The organism is Arthrobacter sp. AG258 (assembly GCF_004364695.1).
Lineage (GTDB): Bacteria > Actinomycetota > Actinomycetes > Actinomycetales > Micrococcaceae > Arthrobacter.
This window is the reverse complement of the sequence record NZ_SOBI01000005.1, coordinates 133983-159991: the sequence shown is the minus strand read 5'-3', so window position 1 is coordinate 159991 and position 26009 is coordinate 133983. Positions and strand designations below refer to the sequence as shown.

Sequence of the window (26009 nt, the reverse complement as noted above, 5' to 3'; positions counted from 1 at the left end):
CGGATGTAGGATGTCCTAGCTCGTATGGAAAACTGTAAGTCCCATCACAGCCAGCGTCAAGTGGACTAATGTTTCTTGCATTTACGCTTGGCCTGACGCCATACCCTTCGCGAATGGAGTTTCCTTGTCCTTGATTGTCGGCGCCTACCCCGCCCAGCCCGTCGAACTGCAGGAGCAGTTCTACCGGGGCCTCGCTGCCATTTCCCCGATCCGCGGACTTGAGCTTCCCTATGGTCCGCATGGCGGGACCGGCTGGCCCGCCGGGGCACCGGAGGCCTGGTCCGCGGTGGTCACCGCCATCCCCGGGACCATGCAGCGGCTGGCCGCCAACGCGGCGTTCGGCCTGGCCTCCGCTGACACGGCGGGCCGGCGGGAAGCCCTCGACTTCGCGGCGGGTGTCCGGGAGTATGCCCGCGGGCTGCAGGATGCCGGGCATGAGGTGGAGGCTGTTGAACTCCATTCCGCGCCTGCCGGTGGGGCCTCCGCCCGCTGGTTCGAGGAATCGCTGAAAGAAGTCCTGGAGTGGGACTGGGGATCGGCGCGAGTGCTGATCGAACACTGCGACGCCCCGCGTCCCGGGGCACGTCCGGAGAAGGGTTTCCTGTCCTTTGCCGAAGAGGTGGACATCGCCGTTTCGCTCCGGAACCAAGGTTTGGAGCGCGTGGGTGTGACCGTTAACTGGGCGCGCTCAGTCATCGAATCAGGCAGTCCTGAAACGGCAGTTGAACACCTGTCGCTCGGCCGTGAAGCAGGCGTCCTCGAGGGCCTGGTCTTTTCCGGCTGCTCGCCGGAGGAAACCGGCTTCGGCTATGCGTGGATCGACGCGCACCTCCCCGCAGTGGAGATCCAGGGCGCCCCGCCCAGCTCCATGCTGAACCGCCACGAAATTGACCGGTGCCTTGCCGCAGCGGGTCCGCTCCCCATCCTTGGGTTCAAGGTCGGGCTTGGTCCTGACCAGCTGTCGCCGGAAGAACGCGTGGAGCGGCTCCGGCACATGTCGGTCCTGGTGGGGGAATAGCGGCTCAGCGCCCGGTACTCCCGGCCACGGTGATGGCTCCCGACGCGACGTCGCAGCGGAAGGTCCGGGACAGTTGTCGCCTGCCGGCCCCCACCGCTGCTTCCACTGCAAAGGCAACCTCAAACGCATCCTGTTCCACGTCCTCCGCCGTCACGGTGTAGGTGGGCGTGAAGTAGAGAACCTCCTGGCCCGGCGGGAGGTCGGTTGCCGGAAACTCCCCTGCCCCCGGACCGTGCAGGCGCACGTCCCGGGCGGTGTGGCTGCCGTCATTCCGGGCCCTTCCGGTGAATGCCAGAATGTCCCCGGCCTTGTACCCGGGAATGACCGGGCCGTAGTTCAGGTCCTGCGCCTCCCTGGTGCCCAGGACCTGGGCCTGGTCGGGGGAGTAGGCCTGGCCGATCTCCTTCCACGACTCGGCGCCCCAGCCGTCTTTGCCTGGCGCCATCACGTGGAACTCGCCGGCGTTCTGCCACACGTCGGGAAGTCCCGGGGTGATGGACCGCAACTCCATGTCGAAGACCAGGCCCGGCTCCGATGGCGGCAGGCCGGCGTCGGGCCCTGCTGTATCCGGTGACGAAAGCTGGCCGGTGAGCTGGCCCGACGGCACCGAGGCAAAAACGATCTCGCGGTAGCCCTGGCGTTCGTACAGCACACCAATGTTGCCGTCCGGCAGGCGGGTGGCGGTGGAGTACGCCGAGCTGCCCGGGCACAGCACCAGCTTGGCAGGCCAGGTGGCGCCGTCGTCGGGCGACAGGCTCAGCACGGTGTTGCGGCGCAGATTGGGGTCCTGGTTGTTGGTGGCCAATAGCCAGGAATCCGTGGCCGGCGCGGCGAGGCCGGTGACGGACGGCAATCCGTCGAAGCGGGCCAGTGAACCGTTGTCGCTGGGATCGGGAAGGTCCGCGACCGGAACCGGCGTGCTCCAGCTGTGGCCGCCGTCGTCGGAGACGGCCGCAAGGCGCTGCGGCGTGGCCCGGCTGTGCAGGAGCAGCCTGCCATCGCTGAGCGCGGCCACCTTGTTCTCGTTGGGGGCGCCGCCGTCGGCTGTCCCCTCAATCAGCCGGCCAAGCCGCCAGGTATCGCCATGGTCGTCGCTGTAGGCCGAGGCTGCCATGATCCTGCCCCCGCTCAACACCACATACTGCTGCACCAGCCGCCCCTGGTGCGGGCCGCAGTGGACCTGGATCCCTTGGCCGGCCGCGGCGAAGATGCCCGTGATCTCCCGTCCGCTGCTTGCCTTGAGGTCCGCCGTAATGCGCCGGTGCGGCCAGGTCAGGCCGTCGTCGTCGGACATGCTGAGATCGCAATGCTGGACCTGGTGGTCGTGGTGGTCCATCCCCGCTGTGGCCTCGAAGAAGCCGGCATGCGTCCCGGCGGCGTGGAAGAGGAAGATCCGTCCGGTCTCGGCGTCAACGAGCAGGCTGGGGTCCCCGAATCCTTCCAGCCCGGTTCCGGTCCGCACCACTTCCTGGCCACTCCAGGTGCGCCCGCTGTCCGTACTGCGCCGGATCAGCAGGTCGATGGGACTTGGGAGATCGTCCAGGTTGGGCCGGCCGTCATAGGCCGCGAGCAGTGTCCCCCTGACGGTGACGGCGAGGGCGGGGATCCGGTACTGACGGTAGCCGCCGCGGCCGCGGGCCGCCAGGACATGCTCGACGGCGGGCCGCGCGGCGGGGATGGCGGGGCGTGCGGCGCGGGTGGCGGGAAGGAGATGGGATGTCACATCTACAGCATAGCCACCTCTGGCTTTGTGACTGTCGGCACATTACATTGGTAGGACGTCGTACGTAGTAGGAACAACATTTGAAGGTCCTGAACGACGACGCCCTGCCGAGAGCCGCATCGCCGCGGCATCCAGAAAGGTCAGTCCCTTTGCCACATTCCCAAAGACAGCGCACACCCCTGACACTGTGCAGAACCGCCGGATCAGCCGCCCTGGCCCTGGCACTGCTTGCCGGAGGTGTTGCGGCGCAGGCGGCGCCCATTCCTGGCAACAGCCCCACCAACCCGCCCGGAACCTTCCAGGAAACCAACCTGGGGTCCGACCGCACCGCGGACAACTTCTTCTACCGCATCCCCGCGCTGACCTACCTAGGCAACGGTGTGGTCCTGGCGGCCTGGGACGGGCGGCCGGGCAGCTCCGCAGACGCACCCAACCCCAACTCGATCGTCCAGCGGCGCAGCACGGACGGCGGGCGCACGTGGGGGCCGGTGCAGGTGATTGCCGCAGGCCACGTGGCCGATGCCGCGGGGCCGAAATACGGCTACAGCGATCCCTCCTACGTCTACGACGCGGAGGCAGGCAAGGTCTTTGCGTTCTTCGTCTACTCAAAGGACCAAGGATTCGGCGGCAGCCAGTTCGGCAATGATGACGCGGACCGCAACGTCATTTCCTCCGCCGTGATCGAATCCTCCGACGGCGGCCTCACGTGGACCGGGCCGCGGCTCATCACCAACGTCACCAAGCCGGGCGCCAGCAGCACCAGCCCGGTTGCGGGCGATGTCCGGTCCAACTTCGCATCCTCCGGCGAAGGCATCCAGCTCAAGTACGGCCCATACAAGGGCCGGCTGATCCAGCAGTATGCCGGTGACGTCCGCCAGGCCGATGGAACGAACAAAATCCAGGCGTACAGCGTCTATTCGGACGACCACGGTGCCACCTGGCACAAGGGCGCCAACGTGGGTGACCGGATGGATGAGAACAAGACCGTTGAGCTTTCCGACGGCAGGGTCCTGCTGAACTCCCGGGACAACGCCAACCAGGGCTACCGGAAGGTTGCTGTTTCCAGCGACGGCGGGGCCACCTACGGTCCCGTCACCCAGGACACGGAGCTGCCGGATCCGGCCAACAACGGTTCCATCGCCCGCATGTTCCCCAACGCTGCCCCGGGCACAGCGGACGCCAGGAAACTGGTCTTCACCAACGCCAATTCCAAGACCGCGCGCGAGAACGTCTCCGCCCGGGTCTCGTGCGACGACGGCGCCACCTGGCCCGGGGTGCGCACCATCCGTCCCGGGTTCTCCGCCTACTCCACCGTGACCCGGCTGGAGGATGGCAGGTTCGGCGTCCTCTACGAGGGGAACTACACGGACAACATGCAGTTCTCCACCTTCGACGACGCCTGGCTCAACTACGCCTGCGCACCGCTGTCCCTCCCCGCCGTCACCACGGCGCCCGGTGCCACCCAGCAGGTGGCGGTCACCGTGACCAACCAGGAAGCCGCCACCCTGTCAGGGGCCACCGCCACCGTCTTTACCCCCACGGGCTGGTCCGCCACCACGGTGCCCGTGCCCGACGTCGCCCCCGGCGCCTCGGTTGCCGTCAACGTCGCCCTGACTGCGGCGGCCACGGCCAGCGGGCCGCAGAACCTCAACGCAGCGCTAACGACGGCGGACGGCCGGGTCTCGCAGTCCACGTTCACCGCCACCGTGCCGGTGGCGCCGCAGGTGGGCCTCAGCATCACGGGAGCTGCACCCGCCCGGGACGTGGCGGCCAACCCCTACAAAGCCGGCGACGTGCTGGGGTACACCTTCGCCGTCAAAAGCACGGCGAACGTGACGGCCAACTCGGTGCCGGTCTCGGGGAACTTCGATGCAGGTTTCCTGCCGCCGTCGGCGCCCAACTGCCGGTACAACAACCTGGCCGCCGGCGCCTCCTACAACTGCACCACTGCCAAGCACACGCTCACCGCGCAGGACATCGACCGCGGCTACTTCGTCCCCGAGGCAACTTTCAGCATCACGGCCAGCGCGACGCCGACGCTCACCAAGAACGTTGCCTTCAGCGGGGCCGCGGTGCCGCTGCGGGACGGGCTGGTGTCCGCCGGCATCGCAGGCAGCCGCAACGACGCCGGCCGCGACCTCGCCACCCAGCCGTACACGGCGGGCGAAGCGTTCCCGTACAAATTTGATGTGACCAACAGCAGTCCGCTGGTGGAGAAGGTGGTCCCCACCGCCGGCAACTTCAGTCCGTTCCTTCCCGAAGGGCCGGGCAACTGCCGCTACAGCGTCCTACCCGCCGGACAGGGGTACACATGTGCCACGCCCCGCCACACCGTGACGGCCGCGGAAGCGGACCAGGGATTCTTTGTCCCGGACTCCACCTGGGAGGTCAGTGCGGCCGGCCAGACTACCCGGACCTACGCGGTGAACGGCGGCGAAACCGACGTGAAAGTCCGGGACGCCAGGCTTGACGGCACCGTTGCGGCCGAGTGGACGGACCGGGACGGCGACCGCTATGCCTCCGCAGGCGACGCCATCACGTACACCTACACCTTGGGCAACGCCGGAAACGTATCCCTGGACAATGTGGTCGCCCCGGATGCCGGCATCGAGGCACCGCACCTGGCGGCGGGCGGCACCCTGGCGGCCACCCGGTCGTACAGCCTGACCGCCGCGGACGTCGCGGCCGGGAAGCTTGGACCGGTCACGTTCGCTGCCACGGCAAACAACGGTGCCAAAGGCGTGTCCGCCACAGTGACCGGCGGTGCCATCCAGTTGAATGTGCAGCCTGCCCAGCCGGACCTGGTTCCCGCGCTTGCGGTGCAGGACCTGGACGGACAGGTGGCACCGTTCGACTTCGGCACCGCGGACAAATACCGCAACGGCCAAAGAGTGGTCCTCGCGGGGCTCGACTACGGGCAGTGGTATTACGTGTACCTGAACAAGCGCAGCTACCGGATCGGCTGGATCTTCCCCACCACGGACAACACGGTGGAATTCATCCTGCCCGCCGGCGTGCAAAACGGCCGTGATGACGTGGTGGTGCTGGACAAGGACGGTAAGCAGGTCTCGTTCGACCGGCTCCAGGTGACCCCGAAAGGTTAGCCCGGCTGCCCAGCGGGCAGCATCGATGAGGATGGCCCCGGCGGTGATCCCGCCGGGGCCATCCGGGGTGAGGCCCGTGTTCAGGCTCCCGCCAGCACAGGCGCGGTGAGCCTGCCGTCGCGCATGGTGGCCACCAGGTCCGTCAGCGGCACGAACTCGGTGTCGTGGGTGACCATCACGGTGGCAACCCCGAACTCGGTGGTCACCTGGCGCAGCAGCCCGATGATCGAGGCGCTGCGTTCGTGGTCCAGGGCGGCGGTTGGCTCGTCCACCAGCAGCACTTTGGGATTGCCCATGAGTGCCCGGGCAATGTTCACCCGCTGGCGCTGGCCACCGGAGAGCTGGTGCGGCAGTTTTCGGGCGCTGCCACCGAGCCCGACGACGTCCAGCAGTTCCGCAGCCTTCGCCCGGGCCGCCTTGGCGGACCTGCCCCGCAGGTGGTCGCTGATGATGAGTTGCTCGGCGGCCGTGAGCGATGCCAGCAGGTTGGGCTGTTGGAAGATGATGCCCACCTTGTCCCGGCGCAGGGCGGTGAGTTCCTTGTCCTTGAGGCCGGCTGTGTCCGTGCCGTCAATGAGGACCTGCCCGCGGGTGGGGCGGACCAGGGTGGCGGCGGTGGCCAGGAGGCTGGACTTGCCCGAGCCGGACGGGCCCACCAGCGAGACCAGCTGACCGGCCCGGGCCGTGAGGCTGACCCGGTCCAGGGCCGTGGTGGTCCCGCCGCCGTCGGGGTATTCGAGGGTGACGTCGACCAGGCTCAGGGGAGCAGGGGTGGGGGAGGACATGATGGCGTTCCTTTCGAAAGGGTGGATCAGTTGCCGCCGAGCGCCAGCAGCGCATCGACCTTGGTGACGCGGCGGACCGCCAGTGCGGCGCCGGCCAGGCCCAGGGCAACAATCCCGACGACGGGAAGCACCGTGGTGCCGGCGTTCAGCAGGAACGGGGCAGCCTGGGCCGCCAGCGCACCGGCGGCCACGCCCACTGCTCCACCGATGGCGGCCCCGGCCACCAGGACGATCGCGGCCTGGGTCATGGCGTCCTTAAGGATGTAGGAGCCGGAGGCGCCCATGGCCTTCAGGACGGCGATGTCGCGGGTGCGCTGGATGGTCCAGACCGTCAGGAAGGCAACGATCACCAACGACGAGATCCCGTACAGGAAGGCCTGCATCAGGGTCAGGGACCCGTTCTCGCTCTTGAAGGAGCCCAGGGCCTGGAATGATCCGGTCCGGGATTCGCTGACCGTGCCTGCGGCCGCATTGGCCTCGGCCCCGTCCACCGCGGCCCCGGGCACGGAAGTGACGGCGATGACCGTGGCCAGCTGGTCGCCGTCGGACACGTGCGCCACCTTTGCCCATGCGGGCAGCGCCGTCCACACCACGCTGGTGTGCGCGTACCACTGGTCCGGCACCACGGCGGCTACGCCCAACTCGATGCCGCCAACAGAGATCTTGTCGCCCTGGCCTGCGGACAGCGCTTCCGCCGTCGAGGCGCCCAGCACCGCGGTCCCGGCGGATACCTCCACCGGTGCCAGCGGGCTGCCCGGCGAGACCCCGAACACGGCGACGTTGGCGGTCCCCGCGCCGCCGGCCGCCTGCGCCCGGGTCTGGGTGATGCCCAGCGGTTCGGCGGACTGGACGCCGGGCTGGTTCCTCCACCGGGCCACCTGCCCGGCCGTCACGGAGCTTTCCGTGTAGGACGCCGTGGGCGTGCCGGCTCCGGGGGCGCCGAAGGCAATGACGTCCACCGGCCGGGCGGCGGACGCACCGAGCTTGCCGATTGCCGACGTCGACTGCTCGGCGAGTCCCGCCGTCAGGCCGGACAGCATGACCAGCAGGAGGGTAATCAGGGCTACGACGCCGCCCATCATGGCGAACCGGCCTTTGGCGAAGCGGATATCGCGGATTGCCAGGAACACGTTTTTTCTTCTCTCAGCAGGGTGGATTCTCTTGTCCTTCCACTCTCCCGGCGGAAGCCTGCGGCGGCATCGCGGGGACGGTTGATCCGCGGGAATGGAAAGGTTGAGCCCGCAGTCAACCTTTTGGTTGATCCCGTCCCGGCGGGCCCGGCATAAGCTGATGAAATGCCTGCCACGCTCCTGCCGCCGTCACCGCAAAAAACCGGCGGCGCCCCGGCCAAGGGGCCGCTGGCCGCCCTGGAAAATGCGTCATCGGCCGCGATCCTCCGGGTCCTGCGCGTCACCTTGCACGCTGGGTTCGCCGTCCTGTTGGCCGTCGCCCTGGTCCGGTTGTTCCTTGACGGCGGTCCGCTGCGCTGGCTGTGGGCGGCAGCCGCAGTCGTCCTGGCCGTCATCTACCTGGCGGGGACCGTCCTGGAAAAGCGGCACGCCGAAGCCAGGATCGGCTTCAACCCCCGCCGCTACGGCCTCCTGTGGCTGGGCCTGGTCACGGCCCTGTGGGCGGTGCTGCTTGCCGGGAGTGCGGACTTCGCCTGGCTGGCCTTCCCCATCTTCTTCCTGCATCTGCACCTGCTGCCGCGGCGCGCGGCGCTGCTGACGATCGCCCTGATGACCGCGGCGGTGATCGTCTCCCAGTGGGCAGCGAGCGGCGCGCCGGTCCCGCATGCGGCCGCCGTGGTGGGGCCCGTGCTGGGCGCGGTGTTCTCCGTGATCACCGGCCTCGCCTACGCGGCCCTCTACCGGGAGGCAGAGAACCAGCGGCGTGCGGCGGACGAACTGCGGCGCACGCGCGAGGAATTGTCCCGGTCCCAGCACCAGTCCGGGGTGCTGGCGGAGCGGGAGCGCCTGGCCCGGGAGATCCACGACACCTTGGCGCAGGGGCTGTCCAGCATCGTGCTCCTGGGGAGGGCCGCCGAACAGTCGCTGGCCGACGGTGACGAACCGACGGCGGCCGCCCGGCTGGCGCTGGTGCAGCAGGCCGCAGCGGACAACCTTGCCGAGGCGCGGAGCTTTGTGCGCGGGCTGTCGTCGCCGCACCTTGAGGGGACCACGCTGGTGGAGGCCCTGCGCCGGCTGTGCGGGACCACGGAGACCGGCGCCGCAGCCGCCGGGCTTGCGCTGCGGTGCCGGCTGGAGGTGGACGGTGAGCCGCAGGATCTGCCCCAGCCCGTGCGCGTGGCCCTGCTGCGGGCGGCGCAGGCGAGCCTCGCCAATGTCCGCGACCACGCCCGGGCCGCGAACGCCGTCGTCACCCTTGCCTTCCTTGGCACGGAGGTGACCATGGATATTTACGACGACGGCACGGGCTTTGAGCCGTCCCTTGCGGCCGGTGCCCCTGACGCTGCGGACGGCAGCGGGTTCGGGCTGCGTTCGCTGCGGGAGCGCGTTGCCGGCCTGAACGGCTCGCTGGCGGTGGAGTCCGCACCGGGGGAGGGAACGGTGGTGGCCATCCGGCTGCCGGTGGAGAGTGCCGTTTCGGACGGTGCTGCCCCGCTGGAGGGAGGAAGCGATGGGTGAGGTCCGGGTCCTGCTGGTGGACGACCATCCCGTGGTGCGTGCCGGCCTGCGGGCCATGCTGACGGGGTTCGACGGCATTTCCATTGCCGCTGAAGCCTCCGACGGCAGGGCTGCGCTGCACGAACTGGCGCGGCTGGCAGCGCTGGGCGGTATGCCGGATGTGGTGCTCATGGACCTGCAGATGGGGGAGGGGATGGACGGCGTCACCGCCACTGCCGAGATCCGGAAGCTCCACCCGGCTCCGCCGGTGCTCATCCTCACCACCTACGACACCGACGCGGACATCCTTGCCGCTGTCGAGGCCGGTGCCAGCGGGTACATGCTGAAGGACGCACCCCCGGAACAGCTGCGGCAGGCGGTGCTGCAGGCCGCGGCCGGCGGCACGGCCCTGGCGCCGCGGGCGGCAGCACTGCTGATGGACCGGATCAGCAACCCCGGAACCTCGCTGACACCGCGGGAAGTCCAGCTGCTGGAACTGTTGGCCACCGGCCTGTCCAACCGGGGCATCGCCAGGCAGGTCTTCATCTCGGAGGCCACGGTCAAGACCCACCTGGTGCACATCTACGGCAAGCTCGGCGTGGACAACCGCACGGCCGCCATCGCCGCAGCCACCCAGCGGCGCATCATCCGGCCGCCGGGCGCCAGGGGCTGAGTTTTGATGGAGCGACGTGTCGGGCCACGGGACCTTGCCGCGTGCCTGCCACACAGTGCCGGGGGCGCCCGGTGGCCCTACTGTGCAGTAGGTTTATTCCACTGCCCCCGTGCCACGCTGTTCAAAGGAGAACGAATGTCCCGTCCGGTTCCCGCCGTTGATGCCCTTCTTGCCACCTACGGCGCGGCCGATGCCTGCGCTGCGGAGCTCCTCTGCGACAGCCACGATCCGGGCGGCGTTGCCTTTACCGTGGTTGCTGCGGACCTCTCAGCGGAGGACATCACCTATGGGGAGCTCCGGGAGCGCTCGGAGCGGGGTGCGGCCGCCCTGGCGGAACTGGGGATCGGGCCCGGGGATGCCGTGGCCACCCTGATGGGAAAGTCGGCAGACCTGGTGGTTATGCTCCTGGCCATCTGGCGGCGCGGCGCAGTCCACGTCCCGCTGTTCACGGCCTTCGCGTGGCCCGCCATCGAACTTCGCCTCACAGCCTCCGGCGCCAAGGCTGTGATCACCGACCCCGACCAGCGGACGAAGATCCAGGAAACCGGGGCCGCCGTGGTGGTGGCCGGTGCGGAGGCCTCCCTTCCCGACGTGGCGCTCGGCCCGCTCCTGGCCAGGCAACAACCCGGCATCGCGGCCGAAGCCGTGGGCGGTGAAGGTGCTTTGGTGCTGATCTTCACGTCCGGAACCACCGGCGCCCCCAAGGGTGTGCCGGTGCCGCTCCGGGCGCTGGCCGCTTTCCGCCAGTACGTCGAACTGGGCCTGGACGTCAGCGAGGAGGATGTGTTCTGGAATGCCGCGGACCCTGGCTGGGCCTACGGCCTGTACTACGGGATCCTGGGCCCGATGGCGGCGGGGCGGCGGAACCTCCTGCTGCGCCCGGGTTTCTCCCCGGAACTCAGCTTCAAGGTGTTGGAGGCGTTTTCCGTCACCAACTTTGCCGCTGCTCCCACGGTGTACCGCACCATGCGCGCGAAAGCCGTCGCCGGAACAGGTCCTTTCCACCTTCGGCGCGCCTCGTCCGCCGGCGAACCGTTGACCCCGGAGGTGATCAGCTGGGCCCGGGAAATGCTTGGGGTTCCGGTGCGGGACCACTATGGACAGACCGAACACGGGATGATGATCATCAACGCCTGGCACGACGACGTCAGGACGGAGCTGCGGCCCGGTTCCATGGGCCGGCCCCTGCCGGGGTGGAGCTGCGCGGTCCTCAAGGACAATGCTGACGAACCGGCCGCGCCGGGTGAGCTGGGCCGCGTTGCCGTAGACGTGGCGGGGAGCCCCATGATGTGGTTCCGGGGGTATCAGGATGCGCCGGAGAAGACGGCCGGGAGGTTCAGCGCGGACGGCAAGTGGTACCTGACCGGTGATGCGGGCATGGTGGACGAGGACGGCTTCTACTTTTTCTCCTCCCGGGATGACGACGTGATCATCATGGCCGGATACCGGATTGGTCCGTTCGAGGTGGAGAGCGTCCTGTCCACGCATCCGGCGGTGGCGGAAAGCGCCGTGGTGGGCGCCCCCGACGAACTGCGCGGAGAAGTCCTGGAAGCCTACGTTGTCCTGGCCGGCGGGACCCTAGGAAGTGACGCCCTGGTCGCTGAACTCCAGGCCCTGGTCAAGACGCAATTCGCCGCACACGCATATCCGCGCCGTATCCACTTCGTCGAGGACCTGCCAAAGACGCCGTCCGGAAAGCTGCAGCGCTACATCCTGCGGCAGCAGCGGGCCGCTTCCTCCGGCAGCTAGCAGGACCGGATCGGACGACGGCGGTGGGACGGCACTCGAGGCCGGGAACCCTGGGAGCTGCGCGCCGCCGTCGTGGTTTCCTTGCCCAGTCAGCGTTCCAGGCCTGCCCCTGCCCGTCAGGAGTGGCCGGGGAGCAGGCCTTGCCTGTCCGCGCTCAAGGTTGGATCAAGATTGGCCAAAGGTGGCCGGGACACGGATTGGTGCCGGCCACCTGCTTGTAATTCTTAAGTGCTTCCAGGCCAGTTCCCCGGCAGGAAGTACTGGAAGCCCCCGCGCTCGAGCGAGACTCGCGCGGGGGCTGTCCCAATGTTCCTTACCTCACTGTCCTGCTGAGGACACCGCCACGAAGTGCTCCACCACCGGAAACGGCTCGTAGAAGTGGTGCAGCAGCTGGCGCCACTGCTGGTACTCGGGGGAGTCACGGAAGCCGACGGTATGGTCCTCCAGGGTTTCCCACTCGACGAGGAGGAGGTAGGTCGCGGGCGACTCGATGGACCGGGAGAGCGAAAGGGAGCGGAAGCCGGGCATGGCGGAGATGATCGCCCGGGCCTGGTTGAAGGCCGCCTCGAAATCCGTTTCCCGGCCCGGCAGCACCGGGAGCAGGGCGTGTTCGGTAATCACCTGGCAGGCCCTGCAGTTTCCCCGCCGCCGATCCAGTAGCGCCGTTTGCCGTTGCGGGAGTCCTCGTAGCGGCCGCCGTTCTTTTCGATCGTTGCCCGTGACCCGGCGTTGTCCTCGTCGCAGGTCAGGAGAACCCGTTCGATTCCGAGCGCCCGGGCCACCGGGAGCGCATCAGCCAGCGCCTTCGCAGCGTGCCCGCGGCGCCGCGCGGACGGCCGGACGCTGTAGCCAATGTGGCCGCCCTCGTTGAGGAGGAACTCGTTGAGGTGGTGCCGGATGGCCAGTGAGCCGAGGACGGTGGTGCCCTCCACGATCCACAGGTAGGTGCACGGGACGTACCCGGGTCTACGCACTGTTTCCGGTTTGGCGTCGTTTGCCAGTGCTTGGACCAGCTGCGCAAAAACGGTGGGGTCCTTGAAGTCCTCCAGCTCCCAGCCGTCAAGGCCGGCGCCATCCATGCGGGCTCCGTCGAATTCCGTGGCGGCCTCCAGCCAGGAAGCTTGCAGGGCGGTGTCAGGGCTGGTGAGATGGGCCATTCAACGATCGTAGCCGAGCCGCAGGGGCGGGAGCGGTGGGCCCGGAGCAACGGGCCGGGCACGCTTGCATTCACCGTGGACAAGGGAACACGGCCGAACGTGAAATCGATCGCCGGGACCCCCGGGAAAGATGACGGAAAGGGTTCGAGATGGGAATTGAAGAAGACGCGGCAGTAGTGCGGCGCGGTTACGAAGCCATCAATACGGGCGACGTGGAAACCCTCAAGGGGCTGTTCACCCGTGATGCCGTCTACCGGGCCGGCCGCACAGGTAGCCGGCCCGGTAGACGGGCCAATCAGTTCAGGTCGAAGCGGTCCAGCTCCATGACCTTCGCCCAGGCGGCGACGAAGTCATTGACGAACTTTTCCGCCGCGTCTTCGCTGGCATAGACCTCGGCCAGGGCGCGCAATTGCGAGTTGGAACCGAAGACCAGGTCCACCGCGGTGGCGGTCCATTTCAGCTCACCGGTTGCGGCATCCGTGATCTCGTAGGCGTTTTCCTCCGATTCAGAGGCCTTCCATTTTGTGCCGGGCGAGAGCAGGTTGACGAAGAAGTCGTTGGTGAGCACCTCAGGCCTGTCGGTCAGTACGCCGTGGCTGGAGCCGCCCACGTTGGTCCCCAAGGCACGCATGCCGCCCACCAGGACCGTCATCTCCGGCGCGGAGAGGTCCAGCATGTACGCCTTGTCCAGCAGAAGCGTCTCCGGTTGGAGCTTGACGCCGGCACGTAGGTAGTTGCGGAAGCCGTCTGCCCTGGGCTGCAGGTATTGGAAGGATTCGACGTCGGTTTGCTCCTGGGCGGCATCGGTGCGGCCGGGCCGGAACGGCACCGTGACGGGGAACCCGGCGCCGGCGGCTGCTTTTTCCACGGCGGCGGCCCCGCCGAGGACGATCAGGTCGGCGAGCGATACTTTCTTGCCGCCGCTTTGTGCCGCGTTGAACTCCTCCTGCACGCGCTCCAGCACGGGAAGGACGGTGGCCAGCTGCTCCGGTTCGCCGGCTTCCCAACTGCGCTGCGGTTCCAGCCTGATGCGGGCGCCGTTGGCGCCGCCGCGCTTATCGGTCTTCCGGAACGTCGCGGCTGAGGACCATGCCGTCCCGGCCAGCTGCGGAATGGTCAGGCCTGAATCCAGGAGCTTGGCCTTGAGCTGGGCGATGTCCTGTTCGGTGACCAGTTCATGGTCGACGGCGGGAACAGGATCCTGCCACAGCTGCGCCTCCGGAACCCACGGCCCGAGCATGTGCGGACCCACCGGTCCCATGTCCCGGTGCAGCAGCTTGTACCAGGCCTTGGCGAACGCGAGGGCAAACTCGTCCGGGTTCGCCAGGAAGCGCCGGCCGATCTGTTCATAGGCGGGGTCGAAACGAAGCGACAGGTCCGTGGTGAGCATGGTGGGGCGGTGCTTCTTGTGCGGATCGTGGGCATCCGGGATGATCTCCGGCGCGTCCTTGGCAACCCACTGGTGGGCGCCGCCCGGGCTCTTGACCAGCTCCCACTCGTATTCGAACAGGATCTCGAGGAAGCGGTTGCTCCACTGCGTGGGCTGGTCCGTCCAGGTGACCTCCAGTCCTGAGGTGATGGTGTCGCCACCCTTGCCGCTGCCGTAGGTGCTGAGCCAGCCCAGGCCCTGTGACTCCAGGTCGGCAGCTTCCGGCTCGGGGCCCACATGGGCGTCGGCGGGACCGGCGCCGTGCGTCTTTCCGAACGTGTGGCCGCCGGCGATCAGCGCGAAGGTCTCCTCATCGTTCATCGCCATCCGCTTGAATGTTTCGCGGATGAACGCTGCGGCGGCCACGGGGTCCGGGTTGCCCCTGGGACCTTCGGGGTTGACGTAGATCAATCCCATCTCGGTGGAGCCCACGTCCTCGGCCATCGTCGCGTCACCGGTGTACCGCTCATCGCCCAGCCAGGCGTCCTCGGGCCCCCAGAAGATCTGCTCGGGTTCCCACACGTCCTCCCGGCCGAAGGCGAAGCCGAACGTCGTGAAACCCATGGATTCGAGGGCAACGTTCCCTGCCAGGACCAGCAGGTCCGCCCAGGACACCTTCTGGCCGTACTTCTGCTTGACCGGCCACAGCAACCGCCGGGCCTTGTCCAGGTTGGCGTTGTCCGGCCAGCTGTTCAGCGGCGCGAACCGCTGGCCGCCGTCGCCTGCCCCGCCGCGGCCGTCATGGACGCGGTAGGTGCCCGCGGCGTGCCAGCTCATCCGGATCATCAGGCCGCCGTAATGGCCGAAGTCCGCCGGCCACCAATCCTGCGAGGTGGTCAGGACCTCCGTGATGTCCCGCTTGAGGGCCTCGACGTCGAGCTTTTCGAATTCCTTGCGGTAGCTGAACGAAGGTCCCAGCGGGTTGCTGGACCGTCCGTGGGCATGGAGAACGGAAAGATCCAGCTGATTGGGCCACCAGTCCTGGTTGGTCCGCGGCCGGGTTCCCTTGGGCTGGGGTGTATCGATGGCCGGGTTTTCACTCTCGCTGGCCTGGGCCGTGGCGCTTCCATGGGCCACCGGGCACCCGTCCCCGGCATTCTGCTCCGGGCTTTGTGCGCTTCCGGGAGCGGGTACCGGGGGATGGTCTGGGCGTTCGGTCATGTGCTTCTTCCTTCCGTTGGGCCGAGGCCGCGGTTGGACTCGGGCAGCCGGTGCAACCCTCCCATTGGAACATAGAGGCACAGGGGGAGGCGCCCCCATTTTGCGGGCCCACGGGTGCGTCCGGAGTATCCGTAACAGTTGGTCAACCGGCGTAAGCCCGCATTGGGCGATCGAGCCTGACACGACGGGCACCTTCCAAGCCCTGCACCTCTGCTTGGCCCGGGGACTCGGACGACCCGGCCCTGGCGCCGGTCATCGCGCTCGCCGAACGGGTCTGGCCCGATGCGCCTGGAACGGCTGCCGGGTAGGGACGGAATATCTGCCGGAGGCTGCGGCTTGTCGCAAGAGGGCCGTCATCGGCACAAGCAGGCGGCCCAACCTCCCGGCGCGATGCAGCGCGCGGGCCTTCCGCCACAGCGGAAGGCCGCGTCGGCGCGCGGAGACTCCCGGCACCTAGAGAAGGAGCACCATGACCATCGGATCAGGAACAACGGCAGGCAACGGACGGACCGCTTTGGTGGTGGGTGCCACCGGCATCGCAGGATCCGCCCTGGTAGGTACCTTGGTGGGCGAAGGCTGGGCAGTCCTTGCCTTGTCCCGCAGGCCCGGATCCGAGCGCCCCGGCGTCCGGTGGCTCTCTGCAGACCTGACCTCGGCTTCGTCGCTGGCCGCTGTGCTTGGTCCGGAGAATCCGTCCCACGTCTACTTCACCGCCTGGTCGCGGCGCGCCACCGAGGAAGAGAACATCGCCGTCAACGCGGGCATGGTGCGTGACCTCCTCGCCGCACTCCGGGGAAAGGACGTGGCCCACGTAGCCCTGATGACCGGACTCAAGCACTACCTGGGACCGTTCGAGGCGTACGCCGCAGGGGAAATGCCGGACACGCCCTTCCACGAGGAGGAACCGCGCCTTCCGGTACGCAACTTCTACTACGCCCAGGAGGATGAGCTCTGGGCGGCAGCGGCCCGGCAGGGATTCACCTGGTCCGTGCACCGCGCGCATACGGTGATCGGGCACGCGGTGGGCAACGCCATGAACATGGGCCTCACCCTGGCGGCGCAGGCCACCCTGTGCCGGGACAGCGGGGAGCCGTTCGTCTTCCCGGGCTCCGAGACGCAGTGGAACGGCCTGACCGACATGACGGACGCAGGGCTGCTTGCCGAGCACATGCTGTGGGCTTCCACCACTGCGGCGGCGGCCAACGAGGCCTTCAACATCGTGAACGGCGATGTGTTCCGCTGGCGCTGGATGTGGCCGAAACTCGCGGCCTACTTCGGCGTGGAGTGGGAGGGCTACCAGGATGCACCCCGTCCGCTTGAGCAGTCCATGGCGGGGCGGGCGGACCAATGGCGGAAAATTGCCGCCGACCACAACCTCAGCGAACCGGAACTGGGCCGGGTGGCGTCCTGGTGGCACACGGACGGCGACCTGGGGCGCGGCATCGAAGTGGTCACGGACATGGGCAAGAGCAGGGACGCCGGCTTCACAGGATACCGGCGGACGCTGGATTCCTTCACGGCATTGTTTGACCGTTACCGCGCCGACAATCTGATTCCCTGATCACGACGAAAGGCCTCACAGAACGGGCTGCCGTACGCCGTCAGTGAACCCTGAAAGTTCTGGCGGAAACCCCCGGCCAAGTCCCAGTTTCCGGACGTACACTGACTGTCGCACCACGTTTGTGGACACACCGTCAGGTTGGAGCCGCCCATGCTCTGGAAGCTACTCGTTGAATACCTCCGGCCGCACCGGACGCTGCTGGCCGCCGTCGTGGTTTTCCAGCTGGCGCAGTCCATCGCGTCCCTGTACCTGCCCACGCTGAACGCGGACATCATTGATCAGGGCGTGGCCCGGGGCGATACCGGCTACATCCTGTCCACCGGCAGCTTCATGCTGCTGATCACGCTGGCGCAGATCGTGTGTGCCGTTATCGCCGTGTACTTTGGCGCCAAGGCGGCGATGGGCCTGGGCCGGGACCTGCGCGGCGCCATCTTCGAACGGGTGGGTGAGTTCTCCGAGCAGGAAGTCACCAAGTTCGGGGCTCCCAGCCTTATCACCCGCTCCACCAACGACGTCCAGCAGGTCCAGCAGCTGGTGCTGATGTCCGCCACGCTGATGGTTGCCGCGCCCATGCTCAGCATCGGCGGGGTGATCATGGCCATCCGGCAGGACGCCCAACTGTCGTGGCTCATTGCGGTGTGCGTCCCGGTGCTGCTGATCGCCGTCGGGCTCATTGTCACCCGGATGGTGCCGCTGTTCCGCAAGATGCAGGCACGGATCGACACCGTGAACCGGGTGCTGCGCGAGCAGCTCACCGGTATCCGGGTGGTGCGGGCGTTCGTGCGCGAGGACATGGAGACGGAACGGTTTGCCGGTGCCAACAGGGACGTCACGGAGGTCGCATTGCGTGCCGGCCGGCTGATGGCACTCATGTTCCCCGTGGTGATGCTGGTCCTGAATATTTCCAGTGTGGCGGTGATCTGGTTCGGCTCGTTCCGGATCGAGGACGGGTCCATGCAGGTGGGTACCCTCATCGCGTTCCTGAGCTACCTGATGCAGATCCTGATGTCAGTCATGATGGCCACCTTTATGGCCGTGATGATCCCGCGCGCCTCAGTATCGGCGGACCGGATTGGCGAGGTGCTGGGGACCAGTTCCAGCGTCCTGCCGCCGGAGAACCCGGTCACCAGCGCGGCATTCGCCGGCAAGCCGCGGCGCGGCGAGCTGGAAATGCGCGACGTCGGATTCGCCTACCCAGGTGCCGACCAGCCCGTCCTGTCCGGGATCAGCTTCACCGCCCGCGCGGGGGAGACCACGGCAATTATTGGCAGCACGGGCTCGGGCAAGACCACCCTGGTGAATCTGATGCCGCGGCTGTTCGACGTTACTTCCGGGGCGGTCCTGATGGACGGCGTCAACGTCAGGGACCTGGATCCGGACCTGCTCTGGGGGCATATCGGCCTGGTGCCGCAGCGGCCGTATCTGTTCTCCGGGACTGTGCGCAGCAACCTGCTGTACGGCAACCCGGACGCCACCGAGGACGAGCTCTGGACCGCGCTGGAGATCGCCCAGGCGCGCGACTTCGTGGAGCAGATGGAGGAGGGCCTGGACGCGGCCATCTCGCAGGGCGGCACCAACGTCTCCGGCGGGCAGCGGCAGCGGCTGGCCATCGCCCGGGCCCTGGTCAAACGGCCCGAGCTTTACATCTTTGACGATTCGTTCTCGTCCCTGGACACCGGCACGGACGCCCGGCTGCGCCAGGCGCTCAAGCGCAACACCGCGGGGGCCACCATGGTGATCATCGCCCAGCGCGTGTCCAGCATCGTGGAGGCGGACCAGATCCTGGTGCTCGACGACGGCAGGATCGTTGCGCACGGCACCCACCACGAGTTGCTGGAGACGTCGGAGACGTACCGCGAGATTGTCTCGTCCCAGCTGGCAGCGGAGGAGACAGTATGAGCACGCACCGTGCAGGAACCCGCCCCGCCGGAGCCGGCCCGGGCGGAGGTACGCCTGCTGGAACCGCAGGTGGCGGCAAAGGCGGCCAGGACGCCGTCGTACGCATCCCGCGCCCGGCCGGCGGACCCGGACGTGGCGGACCGTTTGCCGGGATGAACGTGCCGGCGGAGAAGGCGATGAACTTCAGCGCCTCGGCCAAGCGGCTGCTGGCCACCCTGCGGCCGGAACGGCTGTGGCTGATGCTGGTGCTGGTCATGGCCGTGGCGGGCGTGGTGCTGCAGGTGATTGGTCCGCGGCTGCTGGGCGAGGGCACCAACCTGATCTTTTCCGGCGTGGTGTCCAAGCAGCTGCCGCCGGGCGTGACGCAGGCGCAGCTGATTGCGCAGCTGCGGGCGGCGGGGGAGAACCAGAAGGCGGACATGCTCAGCGCCATGACGCTGACGCCAGGTGCGGGGATCGATTTCGCGGCGCTGGGCAGCGTGCTGACCTGGGCGCTGGTGCTGTATGTGCTGGCGTCGGCCTTCATGTGGGGGCAGGCGTATGTGCTCAACGGCGTGGTGCAGCGGACGGTGTTCGGGCTGCGCGAGAAGATCGAGGCGAAGATCAACCGGCTGCCGCTGCGTTATTTCGATTCGATCCAGCGCGGTGAGCTGCTGAGCCGGGTCACCAACGATGTGGACAACATCTCGCAGAGCCTGCAGCAGTCCATCAGCCAGGCAGTGACCTCCGTGCTGTCCGTGGTGGGCGTACTGGTGATGATGTTCATCCTCTCGCCCACGCTGGCACTGATCGCCCTGGTGACCATTCCTTTGACGTTGGGGATCACAGCGCTGATTGCCAAGCGCTCGCAGAAGCTGTTCGTACAGCAGTGGAAGAACACGGGCGAGCTGAACGGCCAGATCGAGGAGACCTACACCGGGCATGCGCTGGTGAAGGTGTTCGGCCGGCAGGGCGAGGTGGGGGAGCGGTTCCGGCAGAAGAACGCGGAGCTGTATGAGGCGAGCTTCGGTGCGCAGTTCATTTCCGGGCTGATCATGCCGGCCATGACGTTCATTGGGAACTTGGTCTACGTGGGGATCGCGGTGGTGGGCGGCCTGCAGGTGGCGTCCGGGGCGATGCAGCTGGGCGATGTGCAGGCCTTCATCCAGTACTCGCGCCAGTTCACGCAGCCGCTGGCGCAGCTGGGGTCCATGGCCAACCTGCTGCAGTCCGGTGTGGCCTCTGCCGAGCGGGTGTTCGAGCTGCTGGACACGGACGAGCAGTCTGCTGATCCCGTTGGTGCTTCTTTGCAGAGTCCGGATGGTGCCGGTCGCGGGCGGCTGGTGTTCGAGGACGTGTCCTTCTCCTACTCGCCGGACAAGCCGCTGATTTCCGGGTTGTCCTTGGTGGCGGAGCCGGGGCAGACGGTGGCGATTGTGGGGCCGACCGGTGCGGGCAAGACCACGCTGGTGAACCTGATGATGCGCTTCTACGAGCTGGACGCCGGCCGGATCACGCTGGATGGAGTGGACATCACCACCATGACCCGGGACGATCTGCGCTCGCGGATGGGAATGGTTTTGCAGGATACGTGGCTGTTCGGCGGGACCATCCGGGACAACATCGCGTACGGCCGGCCCACCGCTTCCTCGGACGAGATCCTGGAGGCGGCGCGGGCCACTTACGTGGACCGGTTCGTGAGGTCGCTGCCCGAGGGGTACGACACCGTGCTGGATGACGAGGGCGCGAACGTGTCCGCGGGCGAGAAGCAGCTGTTGACCATTGCCCGGGCGTTCCTGGCCCGGCCGTCGGTGCTGATCCTGGATGAGGCGACGTCCTCGGTGGATACCCGGACCGAGGTGCTGGTGCAGAAGGCCATGAGTGCCCTGCGGTCCGACCGTACGTCCTTCGTGATCGCGCACCGCCTGTCCACCATCCGCGACGCCGACCTCATCCTGGTGATGGAGGCCGGGCAGATCGTGGAGCAGGGGAACCACGCGTCACTGCTGGCCGCCGGCGGGGCTTACGCGCGCCTGTACGAGGCCCAGTTCGCGGCGCCGGTGGCGGAGGTTTAAGGGATTAGCTGTGATGCTGCTACCTTCGAGCGGTGCCAGCGGGCAGGACAAATAGGACACTCCTGAAGGAGCGCAAACCCCAAACCGGAAGGAGATGTCTACCGTGGCCCTAGTCCTAAACTGTTATCCGTTCGCGACGCGCTGAGTCGCGCTGCTGTGACCTGACCCGATATATTCGGGTGTTCGACTAGCATTTGTGGACGATGAACCGGGGGAGTGCCGCAGTGTGTAAGTGGGGGGACTGGCGATGATGCCCACCTTTGACGTTGAAACTGGGTATCTTCCAGTGGGGCGGTATAGCTGTTCACCGGAGGATGCCCGTGCTGCGCTGGTAGAAGCGCCCCGGTTTCAGAACTCACAAACCCGCGCGGAAATTTGGGAGAATTTCGAGCGCTACCTTGCCCTGTTTTTCGCCTTGGAGGAAAAGTACGCGGATATCCTCCCTATGCCGCTCCTGGACCGTATCTGGCTGGGCGGAAGCTTTGTCAGTGCCAAGCTGGATCCTAGGAACGTGGATGCAACGCTGCACATCAACCAAGCGGCAAAAAACGCTATCAAGGGTCAGCCGGGCGTGGGTATATTCGCGCGCTCTCGGGAATCGGTACTAGAAGAGTACAAAGTCTCACGCCTATTCTTGGACTACGAACCGGTAGTGCACGTTTTTCGTTTGGACCAGTTGGAGGAGTCGCAAAAAAACTACCTTGCCGGCCGCGGTGCTTGGGATGACTGGTGGCAGCGGCGGAGAGGCGACGGCGAACGTGAGGGGCCTACGTTGGAAACGTGCCCCCCGCGGCGAGGGTATTTGGAGGTGGTGTTCGAGTGAGCTTACGGAAGTCAACGTCAGCATGGCGCAAACGCGTCATGGCCGAACATGCAGCCGAATTCGAGCGCACCGTTGCGTCGGAAGGGCAGAGCGGTTCCAAACTCGATGCACTGGGCTGGGAGCGTGTTGAGCGCGCCCAGTGGCTAGAAGTTGCACAATCATATGACGCGGGCGCAACCCTTGCCGAAGAACTCTGCGTCCGCCTTGTTGGTGACACCGCCACAAGTTCCGGACTGCGGTTGGAATGGGACGGGCTGCTAAGGCCCCTGCAGGAGGCTGTATCTGCCTCCACTTCCGAGGACGTCTTGTTGGAGCTCTCGGGCTTTTCCAAGGGAAGCAGCGTTCTGCATTTCCGAGCTGTGCGCCGCGATCCCGTCGAACTGTTTTCAGATGAGGGGCCGGCATTTCGGGAAACCCCACTAGCTGGTTCTGCCCGCCGCTTCATAGAGTTCGTGGACGCAGTGGAAAACGAACAAGACGTCCGCATGTACTCAAAGTCCCCGATGCTGGGCGGCGTGGAGAAACTGTCAGATGAACTTTCCCGGTTGAACTTAGTGGCAGACTTTCGGTTCTACGCCAGAAGTGGCGACGTGCGAGGGGCAAAATTGACATCCCGGGGGATGGACTACGTAAAGGGTCTGCATGATTCGGAAGAGACAACAGACACCATCCCTGTGAACGGACGCATCACGGAACTTCGTGAATCTGGACATGCCAAAGTAAAGCAAGGCGTAAGCCGCAATTCTCCGGCCTTCGATGTGCACTTCGATACCCAGACGCTAACCGGCATGCGGTTGGTCCTGGGTCAGTCGGTCAACTGGCAAGTGGCTGTCATCTCAACCAAGGACAAATTGGATCGAGTCCAATCAACTCGGTACGAGTTCCGGCGCGAAATCAGCCACACCGATCAGCTTGAGCTCGATATACCCCAGGCCGAGGAAGACGCGCCGTATCTTTCCGCTGCCCTTGAAGCGCCGCATAGCGAGGATTTTGTTTTCAAGCCGCTTGAAGATGATGAGGAGCCGCGCGACTCCTAAAATGCCACTCTTGCTGCGCGGAATGGACCAGCCTCGTTCTTGGACTCTCCAGTTTTGCTCGTCCACAATTCGTAGACGAGTGGCCGCCGCGCGGCCCCCGGTGAACCGCAGGGGGAGATGGATCAACGCCGGCAAAGGGGGCCGTCCTTCTAGGTCCTGGCGATACAGACGCCCTTATCGGGTCACTTCACCCGCTCCAACTCTGCTTCCAGACCGCCGGTGTAATTTATCGTTTGTCTCCATCTGAGAATGTGTCGTTCGTCGCTGAACTCAACAACTAACAGGTTCCCAAAGTCACTCCGTCTTGCCGCAGTTTTGTTTGTCAGGTCTACGGTGACGATGTGAGGCTTCGCCGCAACGGTGTAATTCGGTTGTGTCGCCGCGGGCAGGTAGTCGATTTCAGCGAGAGGTAGGAGTCGTCGCCCGGACGGATAAACTTTCACGTCGGATGCGGGCCAGTGGGAAAGATTCTTCACTTCGAGATGAACCAGGTTCTTCGCGTCCGCTGGCCCCGAATTTTGGCTGATTCGCACGATGTGGGCCGTTACCTTGGGCTGCATTGCCAGACCGAGGGCCTCGCCTGCTCGCTGGGCAGTTTCGTCGCTTTTCCTCGCGGCCATGAAGGCCGCACTAGCCGCGGCCGCACTGGCCACGGCTGAGAGCAGTCCAACGCCCGCTCCGTATAAAGAGCCCATTGCCGAAGCCGCGCTAGCGGTCGTACTGTCCTGGAGCCTTGGCCAAAAGAAGTCAGTAATCATCACGGCCGCTACGCCGACAACAACGACGCCCAGCACAATGCCAGCGAGCCAATACCAAAATTTCACGCGAGTCCCGCCCCAGCCGCTGGGCCTTCGATACCCCTGGCCGCTTCACAAGTTTCAAGTCCGGACAAAAGCCTATGCGGATTTCAAGTGGGGCCGATTCACAAACCGCAAAACCGGCCCCCCAACTGTGGCGCTGGGAGCATGTTCACCGAAAAAGCGCTAAGCCCCCATCCATCCCGAACGCCGCGAAAAGCTGAGGAAAACCGGTGTGCCGGGTAAGTTTGACGCCATTCGCGTCGGCTAGGCCAGCGCGACTTCCACGAAGGCTTTTGGACGCTTCACTACGAAGCCGAAGGGCCCCCGAGCCTCAGAGTTTACGAGGTTCTTTATGAAGTTTTTCCCGGACCGATCCAAGGCCAGGGTCGCGTCTTTACGGACATTAGCTGGGCTTCCTGCCAATCGCCTAGGAGCGCCGTGCCGGCCGGGACCGCGATAGAAGGGACCCTCGGGACCGTCCACAGCTTCTCCACGCCGTCGCTGACCGGATCGCGAAGCAGGTACTTACCGGTGGCCCCGGAGCCCGCAGGAGGTCCGTGACTCGGCTTCGACAGGATTCAGGATCAACGCGGTCGGCAAGTCATCTGAGGTTTATCCTCAACCCTCCGGTACTGGCGTAACTCCAGATGGCGTGATCGAGGGATTTTTCAGTCACTTCCAGTTCTTGAGCAGCTACCTTGACCAGAGCGCCTGCCTCTTCGGTCGACACTGATCGCTGAAGAGCCTGCTGGACAAACCTGGTGATCCACGTGTCTGCCTTGACGCCGTCACTGTGAAGAAGCATGGTCAGGTACTCCCATGTAATCGGGCCCAGCCCTGAGACGCCAATGTACTGCCTCCTGTGTTCAGCATTGTCTGGCCGTAAGTCTTCCGGTTCGGTAACTCCGATATCGACAAACCGATGGGCCGCCTCGACAATGGCGCTCGTTTTGGTCTTTCCCGCGTGGACCTTCTGGCGGTTCAGAACTTTTTCGAGAGCAACAGGGTCCTGACTGGCCAAGTAGCGCATCTTTTCATCATGGGCCACGTGCTCCGAATACTTTTGGTAGCGCAGGACCGCGCCCCGGACCCCAGTCCAGGAGCCATCGCTGCGTTCCCGGCCGTAACGGAAACGAATGGACATGACAGCGTCAATCAGTGCTAGGTCCAGCCTGGTGGGGTAGCCGCCGGGCCATTCTTTCCACGGCGTAGGAATCTTGGCGATTGCGAGCAGCAGCCGATCGAGGTCGCTTGCTGCCGCAGTCACAGGTAGCTCTTCACTGTCGCCCGCAGTGCTTCAGTGTGCTCGTAGATCTCTTCGAGCGAGTTGATCGGCACTCGAGTTTCTTCCTTGCTGTCATTGAAGATTCCGATGTATTTCTGCGTCCGGTTGAAGTGCAGCCGGGCAATGGGTTTGCGGTTGTTGTCATCGAGCAGCACGGCAAAGTAGGACTTCGCGTCGCGCTGAGCAACACGGACTGGCTTGACCTCGCTGCACACAATGGCGCGCACGATTTGGTAGCCCTCGATCTCCTCTAGCGTCGTTTCCAAACCATCGGCCTCAGCTAGATCCGCCTCCGCGACCGGAGCGCTGGTGAAGGCCGTCGGTACTGTCGTGTCCTCGGTCTGCGGGAAACCCGGGTTGCCAAGGGCCTTCTTCAGCCGTTCGTTGACCTGGTCGTTGAGGAATTGTTTGGTGGCTTTCCTAACCAGTGTGGTGAACTGCTCCCGCACCTTTTGCGTGTACGGCCCGGAATAGACCTTGGCCGTCAGGAACTTGACCCAATCATCTTCAGGTTCCTTGAACTGCGCAGCGAGGGTGCGCTTCAGCTCGCCGATGTATTTCAGTTCACCGGCGGCACTGATGATCGAGTCGAGGTCGAAGACGTCCTTGGACAGCTTCTGCAGTTCGGGTATCAGGGATTGGTCGATGTCGTTCAGGTCCAACACGAGGAACGGCTTGGCATCCATACGGTTTGGTGCGTCCAGATCCGTGAAGAACTGATACACTTCGCCGTTGGTCAGGATGGCGATCCGAGCATTGGTGACCGCGAAGTACCGGAAAAGCTGTGAGGCATGCTCAATCTTCACGGGCTCTGTGGACTTCTTGCACTCGATCAGAATCTGGACTTCGCCGTCTTTGACGATGGCGTAATCGATCTTCTCGCCCTTCTTGAGCCCCACATCTGCGATGAATTCCGGGACGACCTCCAGGGGGTTGAAGACGTCGTAACCGAGAATCGTGGAAATGAACGGCATCACGAAAGCATTCTTTGTTGCCTCTTCCGTCTGAATAACACCGCGCTGCTGACGCACCTTTGCCGCCAGAGCTGAAAGCTTTTCTGCAAACTCCATGTCTTACCCCCAAGTAAGGCCTACCCGGACACGGCTCTGTGTTCGACGGCGCTT

19 protein-coding genes are annotated in these 26009 nt (G+C 65.8%); 10 read left to right on the top strand and 9 right to left on the bottom strand.

The features are described 5' to 3' along the window. Positions 1-124: 124 nt before the first annotated feature. Positions 125-1018 carry a DUF4862 family protein gene (locus DFO47_RS12225; protein ID WP_133831807.1) on the top strand — a complete coding sequence of 298 codons (894 nt, stop codon included), beginning with the start codon at positions 125-127 and terminating at the stop codon, positions 1016-1018. 4 nt (positions 1019-1022) lie between these two features. Here DFO47_RS12225 and DFO47_RS12220 read toward each other — a convergent pair whose 3' ends face one another. Continuing rightward, positions 1023-2741: a sialidase family protein gene (locus tag DFO47_RS12220; protein WP_133831806.1), complete on the bottom strand. Its 1719-nt coding sequence runs from the start codon at positions 2739-2741 to the stop codon at positions 1023-1025. A gap of 149 nt (positions 2742-2890) precedes the next feature. Here DFO47_RS12220 and DFO47_RS12215 point away from each other — a divergent pair, with 149 nt between their 5' ends. After that, positions 2891-5845, top strand: a complete 2955-nt coding sequence (locus DFO47_RS12215) for an exo-alpha-sialidase (protein WP_133831805.1) — start codon at positions 2891-2893, stop codon at positions 5843-5845. A gap of 80 nt (positions 5846-5925) precedes the next feature. Here DFO47_RS12215 and DFO47_RS12210 read toward each other — a convergent pair whose 3' ends face one another. Together DFO47_RS12210 and DFO47_RS12205 are read right to left on the bottom strand one after the other, a co-directional pair. Beyond that, positions 5926-6630: an ABC transporter ATP-binding protein gene (locus DFO47_RS12210; RefSeq protein ID WP_133831804.1), complete on the bottom strand. Its 705-nt coding sequence runs from the start codon at positions 6628-6630 to the stop codon at positions 5926-5928. A 26-nt stretch (positions 6631-6656) separates the two neighbouring features. Continuing rightward, a complete protein-coding gene (locus DFO47_RS12205; protein WP_133831803.1) occupies positions 6657-7760 on the bottom strand; it encodes an ABC transporter permease in 1104 nt (367 codons plus the stop codon). A 165-nt stretch (positions 7761-7925) separates the two neighbouring features. Here DFO47_RS12205 and DFO47_RS12200 point away from each other — a divergent pair, with 165 nt between their 5' ends. The 3 genes from DFO47_RS12200 to DFO47_RS12190 all read left to right on the top strand — a co-directional run bounded on the left by DFO47_RS12200 (position 7926) and on the right by DFO47_RS12190 (position 11679). After that, positions 7926-9278, top strand: coding sequence for a sensor histidine kinase (locus DFO47_RS12200; protein ID WP_208294396.1), 1353 nt, complete (start codon positions 7926-7928; stop codon positions 9276-9278). Beyond that, entirely contained in the window at positions 9271-9930 is a 660-nt protein-coding gene (locus DFO47_RS12195; RefSeq protein WP_133831802.1) for a response regulator transcription factor, read from the top strand. The genes DFO47_RS12200 and DFO47_RS12195 overlap by 8 nt, the downstream gene beginning before the upstream one ends. A 135-nt stretch (positions 9931-10065) precedes the next feature. Beyond that, the gene (locus DFO47_RS12190) at positions 10066-11679 is read left to right on the top strand and encodes an AMP-binding protein (RefSeq protein ID WP_133831801.1); all 1614 of its coding nucleotides are present in this window, start codon (positions 10066-10068) and stop codon (positions 11677-11679) included. Positions 11680-11997: 318 nt separating this feature from the next. Here the strand turns inward: DFO47_RS12190 and DFO47_RS12185 are convergent, their stop codons facing one another. The 3 genes from DFO47_RS12185 to katG form a co-directional block, all read right to left on the bottom strand. Continuing rightward, positions 11998-12300: an antibiotic biosynthesis monooxygenase gene (locus tag DFO47_RS12185; protein ID WP_133831800.1), complete on the bottom strand. Its 303-nt coding sequence runs from the start codon at positions 12298-12300 to the stop codon at positions 11998-12000. Beyond that, complete coding sequence (locus DFO47_RS12180) at positions 12297-12836, bottom strand: GNAT family N-acetyltransferase (protein ID WP_133831799.1); 540 nt, start codon at positions 12834-12836, stop codon at positions 12297-12299. The genes DFO47_RS12185 and DFO47_RS12180 overlap by 4 nt, the downstream gene beginning before the upstream one ends. A 295-nt stretch (positions 12837-13131) precedes the next feature. Then, positions 13132-15426 carry a catalase/peroxidase HPI gene (gene katG, locus DFO47_RS12170; protein ID WP_133831797.1) on the bottom strand — a complete coding sequence of 765 codons (2295 nt, stop codon included), beginning with the start codon at positions 15424-15426 and terminating at the stop codon, positions 13132-13134. Positions 15427-15895: 469 nt separating this feature from the next. Between katG and DFO47_RS12165 the strand changes: the two genes are divergently transcribed. From DFO47_RS12165 to DFO47_RS12145, 5 genes are all read left to right on the top strand, one after another. Then, positions 15896-16987, top strand: coding sequence for an SDR family oxidoreductase (locus tag DFO47_RS12165; RefSeq protein WP_133831796.1), 1092 nt, complete (start codon positions 15896-15898; stop codon positions 16985-16987). 150 nt (positions 16988-17137) lie between these two features. Further along, positions 17138-18886 carry an ABC transporter ATP-binding protein gene (locus DFO47_RS12160; RefSeq protein WP_133831795.1) on the top strand — a complete coding sequence of 583 codons (1749 nt, stop codon included), beginning with the start codon at positions 17138-17140 and terminating at the stop codon, positions 18884-18886. Then, positions 18883-20940, top strand: coding sequence for an ABC transporter ATP-binding protein (locus tag DFO47_RS12155; protein WP_133831794.1), 2058 nt, complete (start codon positions 18883-18885; stop codon positions 20938-20940). The genes DFO47_RS12160 and DFO47_RS12155 overlap by 4 nt, the downstream gene beginning before the upstream one ends. Before the next feature lie 247 nt (positions 20941-21187). After that, entirely contained in the window at positions 21188-21763 is a 576-nt protein-coding gene (locus tag DFO47_RS12150) for a hypothetical protein (RefSeq protein ID WP_133831793.1), read from the top strand. Between the two features lie 38 nt (positions 21764-21801). After that, a complete protein-coding gene (locus tag DFO47_RS12145; protein ID WP_133831792.1) occupies positions 21802-22800 on the top strand; it encodes a hypothetical protein in 999 nt (332 codons plus the stop codon). A gap of 182 nt (positions 22801-22982) precedes the next feature. Here the strand turns inward: DFO47_RS12145 and DFO47_RS12140 are convergent, their stop codons facing one another. The 3 genes from DFO47_RS12140 to DFO47_RS12130 form a co-directional block, all read right to left on the bottom strand. After that, positions 22983-23624 (bottom strand): hypothetical protein, encoded by a 642-nt coding sequence (locus DFO47_RS12140; RefSeq protein ID WP_133831791.1) that lies wholly within the window; start codon positions 23622-23624, stop codon positions 22983-22985. A 577-nt stretch (positions 23625-24201) separates the two neighbouring features. Beyond that, positions 24202-24867, bottom strand: a complete 666-nt coding sequence (locus tag DFO47_RS12135) for a hypothetical protein (RefSeq protein WP_133831790.1) — start codon at positions 24865-24867, stop codon at positions 24202-24204. Then, positions 24864-25955, bottom strand: coding sequence for a type I restriction endonuclease (locus DFO47_RS12130; protein ID WP_133831789.1), 1092 nt, complete (start codon positions 25953-25955; stop codon positions 24864-24866). The genes DFO47_RS12135 and DFO47_RS12130 overlap by 4 nt, the downstream gene beginning before the upstream one ends. Between the last annotated feature and the right edge of the window lie 54 nt (positions 25956-26009).